The organism is Pseudomonas sp. QD4, assembly GCF_049199125.1.
In the GTDB taxonomy this organism is placed as follows: Bacteria; Pseudomonadota; Gammaproteobacteria; order Pseudomonadales; family Pseudomonadaceae; genus Aquipseudomonas.
Genome location: NZ_JBLZOM010000001.1, coordinates 2,150,943 through 2,165,345, shown reverse-complemented (window position 1 = coordinate 2,165,345; position 14,403 = coordinate 2,150,943). Strand labels below are relative to the sequence as shown.

15 protein-coding genes and 3 pseudogenes are annotated in these 14,403 nt (G+C 52.9%); 5 read left to right on the top strand and 13 right to left on the bottom strand.

Annotation, left to right across the window (positions count from 1 at the left end):
- Positions 1-96 precede the first annotated feature (96 nt).
- Positions 97-450 (bottom strand): winged helix-turn-helix transcriptional regulator, encoded by a 354-nt coding sequence (locus ACOZJV_RS09790; protein ID WP_103496976.1) that lies wholly within the window; start codon positions 448-450, stop codon positions 97-99.
- Positions 451-551: 101 nt separating this feature from the next.
- Between ACOZJV_RS09790 and ACOZJV_RS09785 the strand changes: the two genes are divergently transcribed.
- On the top strand, positions 552-1,298 hold the full coding sequence (locus tag ACOZJV_RS09785) for an NADPH-dependent F420 reductase (protein WP_421547489.1): 747 nt from the start codon (positions 552-554) through the stop codon (positions 1,296-1,298).
- 24 nt (positions 1,299-1,322) lie between these two features.
- On the opposite strand, the pseudogene ACOZJV_RS09780 reads toward ACOZJV_RS09785, so the two are convergent.
- Together ACOZJV_RS09780 and ACOZJV_RS09775 are read right to left on the bottom strand one after the other, a co-directional pair.
- A pseudogene (locus ACOZJV_RS09780) lies at positions 1,323-1,594 on the bottom strand (IS66 family transposase); the annotation flags it as partial.
- Positions 1,595-1,868: 274 nt separating this feature from the next.
- Entirely contained in the window at positions 1,869-2,627 is a 759-nt protein-coding gene (locus ACOZJV_RS09775) for an SDR family oxidoreductase (protein WP_421547488.1), read from the bottom strand.
- Between the two features lie 100 nt (positions 2,628-2,727).
- Between ACOZJV_RS09775 and ACOZJV_RS09770 the strand changes: the two genes are divergently transcribed.
- Positions 2,728-3,318 carry a TetR/AcrR family transcriptional regulator gene (locus ACOZJV_RS09770; RefSeq protein WP_421547487.1) on the top strand — a complete coding sequence of 197 codons (591 nt, stop codon included), beginning with the start codon at positions 2,728-2,730 and terminating at the stop codon, positions 3,316-3,318.
- Positions 3,319-3,449: 131 nt separating this feature from the next.
- On the opposite strand, the gene ACOZJV_RS09765 is transcribed toward ACOZJV_RS09770, so the two are convergent.
- From ACOZJV_RS09765 to ACOZJV_RS09750, 4 genes are all read right to left on the bottom strand, one after another.
- Positions 3,450-4,436 (bottom strand): 2-hydroxyacid dehydrogenase, encoded by a 987-nt coding sequence (locus ACOZJV_RS09765; RefSeq protein WP_421547486.1) that lies wholly within the window; start codon positions 4,434-4,436, stop codon positions 3,450-3,452.
- A 26-nt stretch (positions 4,437-4,462) separates the two neighbouring features.
- Positions 4,463-5,335, bottom strand: coding sequence for an isocitrate lyase/PEP mutase family protein (locus tag ACOZJV_RS09760; protein WP_421547603.1), 873 nt, complete (start codon positions 5,333-5,335; stop codon positions 4,463-4,465).
- Positions 5,336-5,444: 109 nt separating this feature from the next.
- The gene (gene dctA, locus ACOZJV_RS09755) at positions 5,445-6,752 is read right to left on the bottom strand and encodes a C4-dicarboxylate transporter DctA (RefSeq protein WP_421547485.1); all 1,308 of its coding nucleotides are present in this window, start codon (positions 6,750-6,752) and stop codon (positions 5,445-5,447) included.
- 102 nt (positions 6,753-6,854) lie between these two features.
- Complete coding sequence (locus ACOZJV_RS09750; RefSeq protein WP_421547484.1) at positions 6,855-8,024, bottom strand: mandelate racemase/muconate lactonizing enzyme family protein; 1,170 nt, start codon at positions 8,022-8,024, stop codon at positions 6,855-6,857.
- A 100-nt stretch (positions 8,025-8,124) separates the two neighbouring features.
- On the opposite strand from ACOZJV_RS09750, the gene ACOZJV_RS09745 reads away from it, so the two are divergent.
- Positions 8,125-9,018 (top strand): LysR family transcriptional regulator, encoded by an 894-nt coding sequence (locus tag ACOZJV_RS09745; protein WP_421547483.1) that lies wholly within the window; start codon positions 8,125-8,127, stop codon positions 9,016-9,018.
- Positions 9,019-9,151: 133 nt separating this feature from the next.
- Here ACOZJV_RS09745 and ACOZJV_RS09740 read toward each other — a convergent pair.
- Positions 9,152-9,253 (bottom strand): annotated as a pseudogene (locus ACOZJV_RS09740) (DNA-directed DNA polymerase); the annotation flags it as partial.
- 40 nt (positions 9,254-9,293) lie between these two features.
- Positions 9,294-9,629 carry a hypothetical protein gene (locus tag ACOZJV_RS09735; protein WP_421547482.1) on the bottom strand — a complete coding sequence of 112 codons (336 nt, stop codon included), beginning with the start codon at positions 9,627-9,629 and terminating at the stop codon, positions 9,294-9,296.
- 491 nt (positions 9,630-10,120) lie between these two features.
- On the opposite strand from ACOZJV_RS09735, the gene ACOZJV_RS09730 reads away from it, so the two are divergent.
- Positions 10,121-10,486: a histone-like nucleoid-structuring protein, MvaT/MvaU family gene (locus ACOZJV_RS09730; RefSeq protein ID WP_421547481.1), complete on the top strand. Its 366-nt coding sequence runs from the start codon at positions 10,121-10,123 to the stop codon at positions 10,484-10,486.
- 285 nt (positions 10,487-10,771) lie between these two features.
- Entirely contained in the window at positions 10,772-12,037 is a 1,266-nt protein-coding gene (locus ACOZJV_RS09725; protein ID WP_421547602.1) for an APC family permease, read from the top strand.
- Between the two features lie 113 nt (positions 12,038-12,150).
- Here the strand turns inward: ACOZJV_RS09725 and ACOZJV_RS09720 are convergent, their stop codons facing one another.
- The 4 genes and pseudogenes from ACOZJV_RS09720 to ACOZJV_RS09705 all read right to left on the bottom strand — a co-directional run.
- Complete coding sequence (locus ACOZJV_RS09720) at positions 12,151-12,825, bottom strand: HAD family hydrolase (protein ID WP_421547480.1); 675 nt, start codon at positions 12,823-12,825, stop codon at positions 12,151-12,153.
- A gap of 85 nt (positions 12,826-12,910) precedes the next feature.
- Positions 12,911-13,093, bottom strand: a complete 183-nt coding sequence (locus ACOZJV_RS09715) for a hypothetical protein (protein WP_421547479.1) — start codon at positions 13,091-13,093, stop codon at positions 12,911-12,913.
- A gap of 254 nt (positions 13,094-13,347) precedes the next feature.
- Positions 13,348-13,668 (bottom strand): hypothetical protein, encoded by a 321-nt coding sequence (locus ACOZJV_RS09710; protein WP_421547478.1) that lies wholly within the window; start codon positions 13,666-13,668, stop codon positions 13,348-13,350.
- A 292-nt stretch (positions 13,669-13,960) separates the two neighbouring features.
- A pseudogene (locus tag ACOZJV_RS09705) lies at positions 13,961-14,219 on the bottom strand (short chain dehydrogenase); the annotation flags it as partial.
- Positions 14,220-14,403: the final 184 nt, after the last annotated feature.

The following is a 14,403-nucleotide window of genomic DNA, read 5'->3' as shown; positions in this document are numbered from 1 at the left end:
GGCCCTGCCAACGATGTTCTTAAGCTTCCGGAAAAACCGCTTCAACAGCTACCTTCTAGGGGCAGAGCGTACTGTTCGGCAGATTCTCGACAGCAATCAAATGTGATCGCGCCTCATCTCGGCCCACTCGATCAGTGCCTGGATTGACGGCCCGAGTGCATGGCCGATCTGGGTAAGTTGGTACTCCACCCGGGGGGGCACTTGCGGGTATACCGTGCGAAGCACGATGCCATCCTTTTCTAACTGCTTTAGCTGTTGAATCAGCATCTTTTGATTTATTCCCTCGATCAGCTTCTCTAGATCCGAGAAGCGAAGCGCACCTTTGGCTGCGAAAAGTTGACACAAGATGATGATTTTCCACTTCCCTTCCAACACGCGAAGAGTCTCAGTCGTTGCTTCGGCCCAATTCAGCCGATTTTGCGGATCGCCGCAATCCCAGTCCCGTTCCATTTCTTTCCCGAAGGTTTGCTACCCACCTTTTGGTGGGTACTTACCATTATTACACCAGCCTCCTAGAATCGGTGCAAGCAAACGATAAATGAGGCTTGACCATGAAAATCGGCATCATTGGAACAGGTAATATCGGCGGCACCATCGCTCGTAAGCTACGAGCTGCTGGCCATGACATCCGCGTGGCAAATTCTGGAGGTGTCAGCGGCGTTCGTGCATTCGCCGATGAGATTGGGGCTGAACCCGTAGACATTCGGGGCGCAGTAAATGGTGTGGATGTGGTAGTGCTGTCGATACCTCTGCCAGCGTTGAGCGCACTCCCTTCTGACCTCTTTACCTCCTTACCCGACAGCATCCCAGTGGTGGATACCAGCAACTACTATCCTGGTTTGCGCGATCCCCGCATCGCTGAAATTGATCAAGGGATGACGGAAAGCGTCTGGGTTACGAAGCAGATTGGGCGACCGGTGATCAAAGCTTTCAACAATGTGCTTGCCTACACATTGGCAGAGTTGGGCGTTCCGGACGGTACACCAGGTCGTTTGGCAGCAGCGGTAGCGGGTGACGATGAGAAAGCCAAAGAAACAGTGATGTCTCTGGTAGATCAAATAGGATTCGATCCGGTTGACGGAGGCTCGCTTGAGGAGTCTTGGAGACAACAACCGTCTACACCGGGCTATTGCTGTGATTACGATGCTGAGACTATGCGCAGGGCGTTATCGTTAGCTATCAAAGGGCAAGCAGCCGCTAAGCGAGATCAATTGCCTGAGCATTTCAAGTGGCTCGGGCCGAACCCGACCCATGGTGACGTGGTAGCCATGAATCGATCATTCAATCCACTCGATTAAGGTTTTGCTGAGCATGGGGCAAGCTCAAGGATGAGTAAGCGCTTGAGACGATGACTGAATCCAGCATTGGAGTAACAGCATTCCAATCTCACTTGCCCGATGTGTCGGCAGCCCGTCGGCACATCTTCAAGATAGGCATACTGATCATGCCCCTTCATGCCAGCTGACTGGATCAAGCTCATGATCGCTGCTGCCGTTTTTCCGCTGCGTAGCGATCCTGCGAATAACCAATTTGAGCGTCCAAGCGCCCATGGGCTGATCTTGTTCTCCACCGGTTTGTTGTCGATGGGTACAGCAGCACATCCAAGTAGCGCATCTAAGAATACAGAAATCTGCGCGAAAAGCGGACATCGAGCACCTTGGATCTGATGTCATGTGCGCGGATGGGCAGGAGGTATAAGGCGCTGATCAGTCCTGATGCGACTGGGTGATCTGCCCCCAAACCTCCAGTACGCGCATTTTTAGTTGGCACCACCACGCGAGACGCGGTTGCGCTGGCAGGCAGGCAGGCAGGCAGGCAGATCTGATCAGCCTGCCTGGATGGCATCAGGTGTACCAAGAAGGCAAGCGTCACTCTGCCGGGGGCTTGTATCCCGCGAGCATTTTCAATACGTCACCATGTGATCCGCTCGCTTCAGCAAATCGTAATGGCTTCGCGCGTTCGACGACGAGTTCAGGTGGGGGCGGAGAGATCTTGAGCAGTTCAAAGACTTCATCCAAAAAATCTTCCAAGGGCATCGCGTGCTCGTCGTTTTCCTGTCCAAGCAAAGTAGTACGCACACCTGGTGGCGCAAGCTCGACGACCTCTACTGACGAAGTTTCTAGCTGAACTCGAAGACTTTGAGTGAACGAGTGAACCGCCGCTTTGGTTGCGCTGTAGGTCGGTGTGGCTGGCAGCGGTACGAACGCCAACGCTGAGCTGACATTCACAATGGTTGCAGTGGGTTGCTTCATCAGCTGGGGAATGAATGCGTACACCATACGAATCGTGCCAAGTAAGTTCGTTGTCACGGTATCTTCGGCGGTGCTCAGGCTTTCCGGATCAGTCAGATCCTCCCAGTGCATGATCCCAGCGTTGTTTATGAGAACGTTCAGATTCGGATGGCTGATCGCAAGCGCTTCGCTGGTGCGCTGGATGGATTGGGCATCAGAGACGTCCAGCAATACTGATTCGATGCCAGGGTGTTCTGACACGATCTTGTCGAGCAAAGCCTTGCGACGTCCCGCGATAATGACTTTGTTGCCCGCATTGTGAAGCCTAAGCGCCAGACCAAGGCCGATGCCTGAAGTGCCGCCAGTAACCAGAATCGTGTTGCAAGTGCTATTCATAGTAAACTCCAGAAACGATGCCAAAGCGGACAAGTGTCCGCTTACAAACGTTACCGGACAACTGTCCGTTTGGCAATGCGATGGAAGGAAAATTGTACTCATGACTGACGAGTTGGTAATGCGTTCTGACGCCAAGAAAAACCGAGAACGGATTCTGGAGGTCGCAGTGGTAGAGCTGACTAGCGATCCTGCGGTTGCGCTGAGTACGATTGCGAAAAAGGCTGGAGTTGGACAGGGAACGTTTTATCGCCACTTCCCTACCAGAGAGAAGCTGGTACTCGAGGTCTATCAATTCGAAATGCAGCAGGTGGCCGATTTGGCGCAAGAGCTGCTCGAGACCAAGCCACCTAAGGAGGCCCTTCGAGAGTGGATGGACTGCCTCGCTGAATACGCAATGACAAAGGCAGGACTCGCTGCCGCGATCCAACAAGCAGCTTCCGTTTACGAGTTCCCTGGTAAGTCGGGATACGCTCCAGTCCAAGGAGCTGCCGAGTTGCTTTTAAGAGCAAATGAAAAGGCCGGAACTATTCGTAGTGGGATTACAAACGACGACTTTTTTTTAGCCATCGCGGGAATATGGCAAATGGATGCCCGGAGCGAATGGCGCTTACGTCTCGCCAGATTGATGAATTTGGTGATGGATGGTCTGTGCGCTGGCAGCCCTGAAAGCCTGAAAAAGAATAACGCCTAGCATCAAAATTAGGACACGCGTCGGCGAGAAAAGGAAACGGAGCACATCGGTACATAGTCGGTTTTGTTGCGCCCCACCTTATAAGCCGCGCTCCATCCTGTGCGGCGGCCATACTGCCAGCGTCCTTGTAGTCACTGCGTCCATCGGTGTCCTAGCCCGTGAATATTCACGAGGTCTTTCGGTTGCCGTCCATCGAGCCCCGTAAGCAAATTTTCAAGTGCACGCAATGCCATCGCATTGCGTGTATCGCTTGTTGCAGAGCCGATATGAGGCACGGTGACGACGTTCTTCAATTTGAAAAGACCTGAGATCACAAGCGGTTCCTTCAGGTAAACATCTAAGCCGGCTGCTCGTATCGTTTTCTCCTCAAGCGCTTGAAGGAGTGCGTCCTGATCAACCACAGGGCCACGAGAAACGTTAATCAAAATGCTCTCCGGGCCCATCAACTCTAGTTCCTTATGTCCTATGAGGTTTCTCGTGCCGTCCGTCAACGGCACGACCGGACAGACAAAATCAGACTCGCTTAAAAGCTTCTCTTGCGAGACGAACTGCGCACCGAGCTCTTTTTCAAGCTGCGGTTTACGACTGTTGCCGCTGTAGAGAATGTTCATGCCAAAACCGAAACGCCCTCTGCGTGCGATGGCTTCTCCAATTTTGCCTAAACCGATAATGCCCAAGGTCTTTCCATGCGCATCGCATCCGAAGTGGGATGCTTCGATGGTATTTGTCCAATTGCCGGCTTTCGTCCAAGCATCAAGCTCAGGGATGCGTCTCGCTGTGGCCAGGATCAGGGCGAAAGCTAGGTCAGCTGTGGTTTCGGTCAATACATCTGGCGTGTTGGTCAACATGACCCCTCGGCCATTGAGATAGCTGAGGTCATAGTTGTCGTAGCCCACCGAAATGCTGGAAATGATCTCAAGGTTTTTAGCCGAAGCCAGCTCGGCTTCACCTAGGCGCCGATTCCCTCCGATCAACCCATGAGCGCTGGGAATGGCATCTTCGAACTGAGCATCCATGTCACCAAGCTCTGGACGCATGACGATGATGTTGTACTTATCTTTGTAAGGCTCAAGCAACGTGGGTGAGACGCGGCTGAAGGCCAGGATTGTCTTTTTCATGATGCTTTATTTCACCTATTTCAAACTCAATTTGAATCGTGTCCTGACTTCAAATAGGTTTGCGCCCACTCACGGTAATTGTCCGAAAGTGTGTATTTAGAAAGCAGCTCAGGGAGCGAAAGCTCAGTTCCCTCTGTGCCGCTTTGTTCGCGCAGCGCCTCGTAAGTCGCTTTGATTGCGGACAAATAGGGGGCATGCCCATTGACTACGATCCGCACATTGGCTGCACTCAGTTTTTCAACATTGCTCAGAGCAGGGTTTCCATAATTGATCAGCATAATCGGCACCGTTAGATGTGCCGTAAGTGCTTCCAGATGCTGGAAATCCTCAACACCGACCAGGCAAATGGCATCTGCTCCAGCCGTCTGATAGGCCGCAGTACGGGCGATGGAGTCTTCCACCGTAGTCACAGCCACGTTCGTACGGGCGATGATGCTGAGGGCATCATCTGATCGGGCAAATCGCGCAGCATAGATCTTGGCTGCGGCCTCTTCTCTTTCGATAAGCACATGCGACTGCTCGTCGTACTTGGCCGGTAAGTGGGTGTCTTCCAGTGTTAGGGCTGCGACGCCGGCTTTCTGCAACTCTGTGACTGTTCGCATCACATTCAGAGCGTTTCCGAAGCCATGGTCAGCGTCTCCAATGATCGGTATCTGGCTGGCCCGTCCCACTCTGGAAACCTGCTCGACATATTCATCCAGGGTGAGTAGTGCGATGTCCGGTGCCCCTAGCACTTGAAGCGAGGCGACGGAACCACCTTGAATAGCAACTTCAAAGCCAAGGTCGGATGCCATACGAACCGAGATGGGATCGAATACGGAAGCAGCAAATTTGCAGGCGTTTCCCTTGAGTAAATCCCCAAACGCCTTGCGCAATTCATGATGTGATCGCTCAATCATTTTGGCTCCATCAATCATTTAAAATAAGGCCTTTCCACGCTGAAGGTGGCCTGGAAAATACTGCCGGTCATAGCCGCTTTAGATGGGAATGACCGGATCGCTTTGTAGTTTATTTATGCGCCAGCGATGCCTTCCTTGCCGCCTTTTCATGTTTCATCGCGGCGATTTCACGCTCGCAGGCTTCGACGTCAAAAGAGTTGTCCCACTTGGCAATTGCGATGGTGCCAATGCCGTTACCAATTAGGTTGGTCACTGCCCGTGCTTCATTGAGGAAGCGGTCGATGCCCAACAGCAGGACAAGGCCTACCAGCGGAATCGAGTGGATGGTTGTGAGCGTTGCCGCAAGGGTTATGAACCCGGCACCCGCCACGCCAGCGGAGCCTTTTGAGGTCAGCAGGAAGACACCCAGCAGAATCATCTGATCCATAAACGTCAGGGGCGTATTGGTTGCCTGTGCGATAAAAATCGCTGCCATGGTGAGGTAAATGCAGGTGCCATCCGCATTGAAGGCATATCCAGTGGGTAGCACCATGCCCACCACTGACTTCTTGCAGCCCAGCTTTTCAAGTTTCACCATCATTCGCGGAAGCACGGCCTCGGTTGAGCAGGTGCCAAGCGTGATGAGAATTTCGTCTTTGAAATAACGCAGAAATTGCATAAGCGGCATGCCCGACCATCTAGCAACCGTCCCCAGTACGACCACGATGAAAATCAAGGTGGTGATGTAGAGCGCGACCAGCAACTGGCCGAGTGACAGCAAGCTACCAATTCCGTACTTGCCTATAGTGAAAGCCATCCCGGCGCCGGCGCCAATCGGAGCCAGGCGCATAACCATTGCCACGATCTTGAACAGCCCTTGCAGAAACAAGTCGATGGTATTGATCAGCGGTTTGCTGGTTTCGCCCATTTGAACGAGGGCAATGCCCATCAATACCGAAATCAAGATGACCTGAAGCATGACGCCATTCGAGAATGCGCCAATGAAGGTGTTCGGGATGATGTTGAGAAAGAAATCGATAGTGCCGCCCTGTTCGCTGGCGGCTTGGCTGTACTTGGCGATAGCGCTGGCATCAAGCGTGGTAGCGTTGATATTCATCCCGACGCCTGGCTTTACGACATTGACCACAATAAGGCCGATGACCAGCGCAATGGTTGAAAGGATTTCAAAGTAGAGCAGCGCCTTGACGCCGATCCGCCCGACCTCCTTGATGCTGCCCATCTTGGCGATACCCACCACGACAGTGCCGAAAATAATCGGCGCCAACAGCATTTTGATGAGTTTGATAAAGCCATCCGCAAAAGGTTGAAGTTTGGCTCCGAATTGCGGTTCAAAGTGACCGATTGCAGCGCCGATGACGATACCGATCAGCACCTGCACATACAGCTGGCTGTACCAGCGGGACTTGGACATTTCCACGGAAGCACCTCATTTTATTTTTGTGATGGGCATGTGGTTTGGCGTCAGTGGATGACGCCTGAGTCTGCGGCCCCTTTAAAAGAAACCGCAGACCGAGGTTGATCAGCCTTCGCCTAACTCGCGCATGACTGCGTACAAGGCGGACTTGGCTTCGAAACCAACACCTGGAATATCCGGCAGGCCGACATAACCATTTTCCACCTTGATTCCGTCGGCGAAGCCGCCGAAAGGCTGGAACACGTCGGGGTAAGATTCGTTGCCGCCCAGGTGCAGGCCGGCTGCGATGTTCAGGGACATCTGGTGTCCACCATGCGGAACCACGCGGCGGGAAGACCAACCCATTTCCTCCATCACCTTAAGGGTGCGCATGTACTCCACCAGCCCATAGGACAGGGCGCAGTCGAATTGGAGGAAGTCGCGATCAGGGCGCATTCCACCGTGACGCAGAAGGTTACGGGCATCCTGGTGGGAGAACAGGTTTTCCCCGGTGGCCATGGGCAGCTCATAGTGATTGGCGAGCTCAGCCTGAAGTGCGTAGTCCAGCGGGTCGCCGATCTCCTCGTACCAGAAGAGGTTGTATTTCTTGATGGCTTCCGCGTAAGCAATACCGGTCTGAAGATCGAAACGACCGTTGGCATCGACCGCCAGTCGACGACCGTCCCCTACAACTTCGAGTACCGCTTCGATGCGGCGGATATCTTCATCCAGTGGCACTGCACCTATCTTCATTTTGACAACGTCGTAGCCACGATCCAGGTAGCTCTGCATTTCTGCTTTGAGTTTGGTCTGGTCTTTGCCTGGGTAGTAGTAGCCACCTGCTGCGTAGACCCAGACCTTGTCATCGGCAACGCCGTTACGGTAACGATCAGCCAGCAGACGATAGAGGGGTTTGCCTTCGATCTTGGCGACGGCATCCCATACAGCCATGTCGATAGTGCCAACTGCTACTGAGCGCTCACCGTGACCACCAGGCTTTTCGTTGGTCATCAGGGCTTTCCAGATGGCAAACGGATCCAGGTTATTGTTTTCATGGTCGACAAGAGTGTCTGGATCAGCTTCGGTGATACGAGCCAGGAAGCGATCACGCATCAAGGCGCCTTGACCGTAGCGACCATTGGAGTTGAAACCGTAGCCAATGACAGGTTTACCATCGCGAATCACATCCGTGACAACCGCGACGACCGAGCACGTCATTTTGGAAAAATCGATATAGGCATTGGCAATCGGGGAGGCAATAGAAACAGTTTTCTCGCGGATGTCTACGATGCGCATGACGGGTTCCTCTTGTTGTTTGTAGGCCCACGTTATGCTTTGCGATGTCACCCGCCCAATGCTATTAATGCCGCACCCTATGCACAGGAGGCATGGCCCCTTGGAACTCGTTTGGCTCGAAGATCTTTCAGCGCTTGCGGAGTACGGCAGCTTCGTCCGTGCCGCTGAGGCACGTCATGTCACTCAGCCAGCCTTCAGTCGCAGAGTACGCTCGCTGGAGAATTGGATGGGCGTCGAGCTATTTGTGCGCACACCACAAGGAGCAACACTTACCGAGGCAGGAAGGCAAATTTTGCCCAGTGCTCAGGAAGCTGCCCGGCACTTGTACAGGATGCGTAACGAGGCTCAAGAAGTAGCAGGAATGGCCGCCAAATCGCTGCAATTCGCGGCAACACACTCCCTGTCGTTTACATTTTTCCCCAAGTGGCTTCGAAGCTCAGAAAACGGTGCTCCAATTGAGGCTGTGAAGCTGCACTCGGACAGCATGGCCGTCTGTGAGCAAATGCTGATACATGGTCAGGTTCAATTTCTGCTCTGCCACCGCCATCCCGACGTTCCGCCTTTACTGGCGCCTGATCAGTTCATCAGTAAAAAGGTTGGGGAGGACGTCCTTGTGCCACTTGCAAGTGCTTCCACAAGCTTCGGCACCTCGCCTGCAGCGTTGCCATACCTCGCTTACACTCATGAGTCTGGACTTGGACGGATCGTCGCCCACAGATTGCGTGGCAAGGAAGATTACCTTCACCTCAAACCACTTTTCAGCAGCCACCTTGCAGCGGTTCTCATGTCCATGGCCCTGGAAAGCAAAGGAGTTGCGTGGCTGCCCAAAAGCCTTACCGAGCAAGAAATCTCTGATGGGCGTTTAGTTAGAGCTCTCGACGAGAGCTGGGATATACCATTGGAAATTCACCTGACCCGCCCAAAAGCGAGCCTCAGTAAGTCTGCAGAAGAGTTCTGGGAAAGAGCGGGCAGTGAGACGGTTACTTCGATTTGACTGCACCGTATTATTTAAAGGTTCTGATCGCCAACGTGAGCGGCTAGGGACATCAGACTATCCATGATTCGTCACGGCGTGTGTGGAGAGCCAGTCCTTGGGTGCGAGCCCATACAGCGCTAAAGTCGCAACGCTACCTCGCTTTGACCGTCCATAATTGATCTAGCCTCGTCGTGAAGCTCTGGCACATAGAGTCTCGACGCACCGCCCAGCCTGGCGCGGCGGGCACACTGCCTAGGTGCACGACGTTCTAACGCATTATCAATATGTATTTTTTACATCGATTTAACGGATACAACTTCCACGTATTTGTACTTCTTCCTCGCAGCTTTCACAGCCTCCTGCTCAGCAAGCAACGAGCTCAACGTATCAGCCTCGTGAATCAACTCGATCATCTTCCCTTCAAACTCGTTTCCAACACGTAACGTGACTCTCAGCCTGGGCGTAAATGCTTTCGCCATTTTCTTCTTAGCTGCTGGCGCGACTACAGGTTTCGCGAGCACAACTTCTTCCACTGGCTCCTTTGCTAGAGGAGCAGACACCTGCTCTTCGGGCTGAGGCGTACCGAATAGAGCACGACGCATTTCTTCTTCAGTTAATTCAGAGTTCATAGAACATCTCAAAGGGGGCGGTAATTAGCTCGATGTATTCTACTAGGAAGGCTGCTCCAGCGTGTCCCTTGGAAGCAACTATACGTGGAGTGAGCCAAAGCCTGGCTGAATAGACAGCGGAGCTTGTGAGAAGTCTGAGGCTTTTGGCAGCCTTGTAGGATGGCAGGTGCTTTGCACGTTGTGTTGGCCCCATGACGGTGGCGAGACTGAGTCGGGCCGCAAGATCTAAATTACTTCAGTGGGCGAGCCGCTGTGCGCGGGCAGGCTGTCGTGAACCGAGCTCCCGCGTCCCGCCGTATCTCGGCCCTGCGGGCGTCCATCCTTCACGCCTCCGGCTGTGCCAGCCTGCGCGCTCTGCTTGCGTCGGCTGCTTAGCATTTTCCGACGTTCTGTACCCGAGCGGGTTATAGAATCTAAACATTGATACTTCTGCTTCATTGAAGTGTCTATTCTGTTGTGACTTGAAAGTACCAATTTCTTAGGAAGCTCCCATGTCCAAACTCGCAGAATTCCGCCAGCTTGAAAAACATCTCGCCGAACAACTCCAGGCTCTTGAAGCCCTCAAGGGTGATGCTGGCCTCAAGAAAGAAATTGAATTCGAAACGAAGCTACGTGATTTGCTCGCAAAATACGGCTACAGCCTTAAGGATGTGATCAACCTGCTTGATCCGCATGCAGGTCGTCGCGTACCAGCAGGCGAACGTAAAGCTGGAGCCCGCAAGGCTCGTGAAGTGAAGGTTTATAAGAACCCTAATACTGGTGAGACAATTGAGACTAAGGGTGGAAACCATAAGGGTCTCAAAGAGTGGAAAGCGAAACATGGCTCCGACACGGTCGAATCCTGGCTGACCAAGTGATATTGGTTTGAATACAAAAGGGGCCCGATACGTCCCTTTTTTGTTATCGATTTTTTAGCAACTTGAGGTTGATTCCAAGGCGCTAAATAGCTCGTGGGGGCGGCACCTTCTACTCGTCACGTTGGCAAGATATGTGAACTTTATTGATACGCGAATTTCCATTGCTTGAGAGTCAATCCGCCTAGCTTCCAGCCCGCTAATCGGCTCTCGCAACCTCAAGCCAGGAAGTTGAACGTGAAGACCTTGCCCCCCAAGACCTCCCTTCGCCGCGCCGTTACCGGCCCGATGCTTTTTCTATTTATTCTCGGCGATGTTCTCGGGGCGGGCGTTTATGCGCTCGCCGGGACAATTGCGGGGGAGGTAGGTGGCGCAATATGGGTGCCTCTGCTCATCGCTCTTTTTTTTGCGATGCTTACAGCCGGTTCCTACGCAGAGTTAGTGACGAAATATCCTCACGCGGGCGCCGCATCGGTTTTCGCAGAGAAGGCGTTCCGGTCTCCACTCATTTCTTTTCTCGTTGGCTTTTGCATGCTATCGGCAGCTGTCACGAGTGCGGCGGGTTTATCGCTGGCGTTTGCGGGTGATTACCTAGCGGCGTTCATCAGTGTACCGCCTCACATCGCAGCCTTACTTTTCCTTCTCGTTATCGCGCTACTAAATGCGAGGGGAATTAAAGAGTCTTTGGGAGCCAACCTGGTAATGACAGTCATTGAGCTGACAGGTCTTCTTTTGGTCGTTGTTGCCGCTGCGTGGTTTTTCCGTACAGGCGAAGCGGATTTGGGTCGTAGTCTGGAGTTCAAGCCGGGGATCAGCCCGATGTTGGCCGTTTTGGGTGCGGCATTGATCGCCTTCTATTCTTTTGTAGGATTCGAAACATCCGCCAATCTAGCGGAAGAAATCCGAGACGTTCGAAAAGTTTACCCGCGCGCATTATTTGCCGCATTGCTGACCGCCGGAGCCGTCTACATGGCTGTCGGCGTCGCGGCATCTTCCGTACTGCCCATGGAAAAACTTGTGGCAACCTCGGCCCCCCTTCTTGAAGTGGTTCGGGGGTCAGGTTTAAACATTCCGCCTCGCGTCTTCGCCTTCATTGCACTGATCGCGGTAGCCAACGGCGCGCTGTTAACCATGATAATGGCGAGTCGCCTTGCTTATGGCATGGCCTGTCTTGGACTTTTGCCGGACGCCTTGAGCAAGGTACTGCCTCAACGACGCACCCCTTGGATCGCGGTCATCGCTACCACTCTCGTAGCAATCGGTCTCACGCTGACGGGAACTCTAGCTACATTGGCCGAAACCGTCGTCCTGCTCCTGCTGTTTGTATTTCTCAGCACTAATTTGTCAGTGTTAATCCTGCGCCGTGACAAGGTTGCGGAACAGCACTTTCGGGTGCCGACGTGGATTCCTGTACTTGCTATCGTTTCTTGCCTGGTACTGCTCAGTCAGCAAAGTCTGGAGACATGGATGCGGGGAGGAGGCTTGATCGCGATAGGCATGCTGCTTTTTGCCTGTGCAAGAATGGTACTGCCGGCGCCAGTGGAGCCTAGCTGATCTTGTAAGCGCTTCCTCTGCCTATCGATTAATCGTCTGGCATGACTGCACGCGTGAACGTCGCCGCCGACAGGGGGAAGCATACTAATTCAAGGCGCGTGCCTATCGATGGCTCACGGACGGGAAGCTATCTCGTCAAGGTGCTTCAGCAGTGCAAGAGGATCCTCATAGACTCGGAGTGCACCTGCACGTTCAAGCTCTCCTGTGTCGTAACCACCAGAAAGCAGCCCTATACCGGTGGCCTTACAGCGGCGTGCGGCAAGCATGTCCCAGATGGCGTCGCCGATCACCAAGCAATGTTCGATGGGTACATTGAGTTTGCTTGCAGCGGCAAGGAAAAGGTCTGGATCGGGCTTGCCATACTTGACGTCATCACGGGTGATGAGATTGACCTCCGCTATATCCAAGCCCAATGCCTTCAGATTTATCGCCGCAGTGTCCATGCCACCGCTGGTCGCAATACACCACTTGAGCTGATCGTGGTTTAGAGTATCGAGAAGCTCTACAGCGCCAGGGAGAGCGGTTATCTGGCCTTGCAGATCCTTGTAGGCTTTATCATGTTTATCGCTGAGTCTTTTAGCCTGGTCTGGCTTGATTTCCAAGCCGGTCTCACGGGCTAACATCTTGAGCATCAGCCCGCCGCTCATACCAATTTTTCTGTGAATTCGCCACATGGACAACGGTATGTCTTCTGAATCGAGCGCGGTTTTCCACGCGAAAACATTCTGGTAGACGCTATCAGTCAACGTGCCATCCAGATCAAATATGTATGAGGTTTGCTGGCGCATACGTGACACCTCATTAAGCAAGTTTCAGGTAGTAGATGTCGCGTCTTGGAAACATTGGTCGCATCGAATGCCAAGGGAGCTGATGTTAATCCTTTAGTCTTTCCAAGTCGGCTGGGCCGGGTTCCACACGTGGTTCGTCGCCAAGAAACTCATCTTCCCTAACGACTCGTTCGTCATCTGTTAAGCCTGTTTCTGACACGTCAGAGACGAGAGCAGAATCCTCCAGTGCTTTGCTTTTTTTTGATGAAGCTGAGCTTTTTTCAGTCATGAGATTTATCCTCGATCCTCGAAATTTGAAGCGCTCAATTTTTCGAAAGCACATGGACTGAGTCGTTCCGTCTTTCGCAAATCTTGAAACCCAGCAGCCGCAGAGCATGAATGGCACTGCGGTTTCCTTTGCCTTGCTTCCGCTTTTCTCAGGAGGTTTTTAGCGCGAACAGATTTGGTTTAATTACAAAAAAGCGGAACGTCTTTTTTTATCTGCCGGCAGTGTTTATTGGAGATTTACCTTGAGTCAAAGGGCTAATCAGACTCATGAAGCAAGCTGAACCATTCAGCATAAGGGGAGCTCGTAACCCGAAATCTATTGAAATCAGGACTGCCATCATCCCACCAGACAGGGCCTCGCTCACCAAGCGCTACTTTGGCCAGTTGTACTTTTTCCCGAGCGCGCTTCATCTGCAATTCGTCTTCCGAATCCTTTGCTTTCTTCACATCCCGTCGAGCTGCCATGAGTGCATCGACGAGACGCTGGCGCACGTCCTCTTCCAATGATGGGTTTGAACGGCGCCACAGCTGCCCCTTGACGACGAAGTAACGACCGTCAGGTGTTACTGGGTGCATACCTCACCTCCGATCTTCAAAAGGCGCCTCTCCATATACCTCACGAAGGACGACTACCTTAGCTTTCGGGTAGGGAGGCGTTTAGCTTGTTTGACCCCAAATACTATTCCCAGTATTAGCGCTGCGCCCGCCGCCAGGAGTATTGGATAGGGATTTTTACCTGACATCCAGACGCCCTCAACTCCGAGTTGATCGCTTGTTGAAGTAGGGCGATGTCCCGATGACGATGGATTCCGACTGATCGGAATGTCAGAGGGATCGATCTCTGCTTCGTAGGGCATTTCGTTTAAAGGTAAACGCGCACCGTCTGCGAGAATGAGGGTGAGGTCTTCGACCGTGCCGGCAAGTCGATTGGGAAAAACCGGCTCACCCGTGGGGTCAAGCTCATCGTAATAAAACTGCTGACCTTCCAGCCAACCTATGGCCGTCATCAATTCGGGGCCAAGATAATATTTCCCGTCAAGGAAGAAGCCTGGGAAATGTCGTGTGCGTTCAAGACTTTCTACGATGTAGCGCTCGCCCGCCTTCATACCGGTTGCTGGGTCTATCATGATGAAGCCCTCAGATTCGCTGGTGTTGCGATAGAGGATGCGACTTGGCGCAATGTTCCATCGAGATGACTGAATGGCAGGATGTCGATAACTGGTAAGCCGATAAATCGAACACTCGATTCAAACCCTCAAGCGGACGTAGAGCGACGTAGAGCATGGACTGAAGCGCCGCGAACTCCCCGTC

Bases quoted from the DNA above. Each gene is read 5' to 3' on its own strand.
- ACOZJV_RS09770 (WP_421547487.1), top strand. From the start codon at position 2,728: ATGACTGACGAGTTGGTAATGCGTTCTGACGCCAAGAAAAACCGAGAA.
- ACOZJV_RS09725 (WP_421547602.1), top strand. From the start codon at position 10,772: ATGCTTTTTCTATTTATTCTCGGCGATGTTCTCGGGGCGGGCGTTTAT.
- ACOZJV_RS09790 (WP_103496976.1), bottom strand. From the start codon at position 450: ATGGAACGGGACTGGGATTGCGGCGATCCGCAAAATCGGCTGAATTGG.
- ACOZJV_RS09735 (WP_421547482.1), bottom strand. From the start codon at position 9,629: ATGAACTCTGAATTAACTGAAGAAGAAATGCGTCGTGCTCTATTCGGT.
- ACOZJV_RS09730 (WP_421547481.1), top strand. From the start codon at position 10,121: ATGTCCAAACTCGCAGAATTCCGCCAGCTTGAAAAACATCTCGCCGAA.
- ACOZJV_RS09710 (WP_421547478.1), bottom strand. From the start codon at position 13,668: ATGCACCCAGTAACACCTGACGGTCGTTACTTCGTCGTCAAGGGGCAG.
- ACOZJV_RS09785 (WP_421547489.1), top strand. From the start codon at position 552: ATGAAAATCGGCATCATTGGAACAGGTAATATCGGCGGCACCATCGCT.
- ACOZJV_RS09760 (WP_421547603.1), bottom strand. From the start codon at position 5,335: ATGATTGAGCGATCACATCATGAATTGCGCAAGGCGTTTGGGGATTTA.
- ACOZJV_RS09775 (WP_421547488.1), bottom strand. From the start codon at position 2,627: ATGAATAGCACTTGCAACACGATTCTGGTTACTGGCGGCACTTCAGGC.
- ACOZJV_RS09720 (WP_421547480.1), bottom strand. From the start codon at position 12,825: ATGCGCCAGCAAACCTCATACATATTTGATCTGGATGGCACGTTGACT.
- ACOZJV_RS09765 (WP_421547486.1), bottom strand. From the start codon at position 4,436: ATGAAAAAGACAATCCTGGCCTTCAGCCGCGTCTCACCCACGTTGCTT.
- ACOZJV_RS09715 (WP_421547479.1), bottom strand. From the start codon at position 13,093: ATGACTGAAAAAAGCTCAGCTTCATCAAAAAAAAGCAAAGCACTGGAG.
- ACOZJV_RS09750 (WP_421547484.1), bottom strand. From the start codon at position 8,024: ATGCGCATCGTAGACATCCGCGAGAAAACTGTTTCTATTGCCTCCCCG.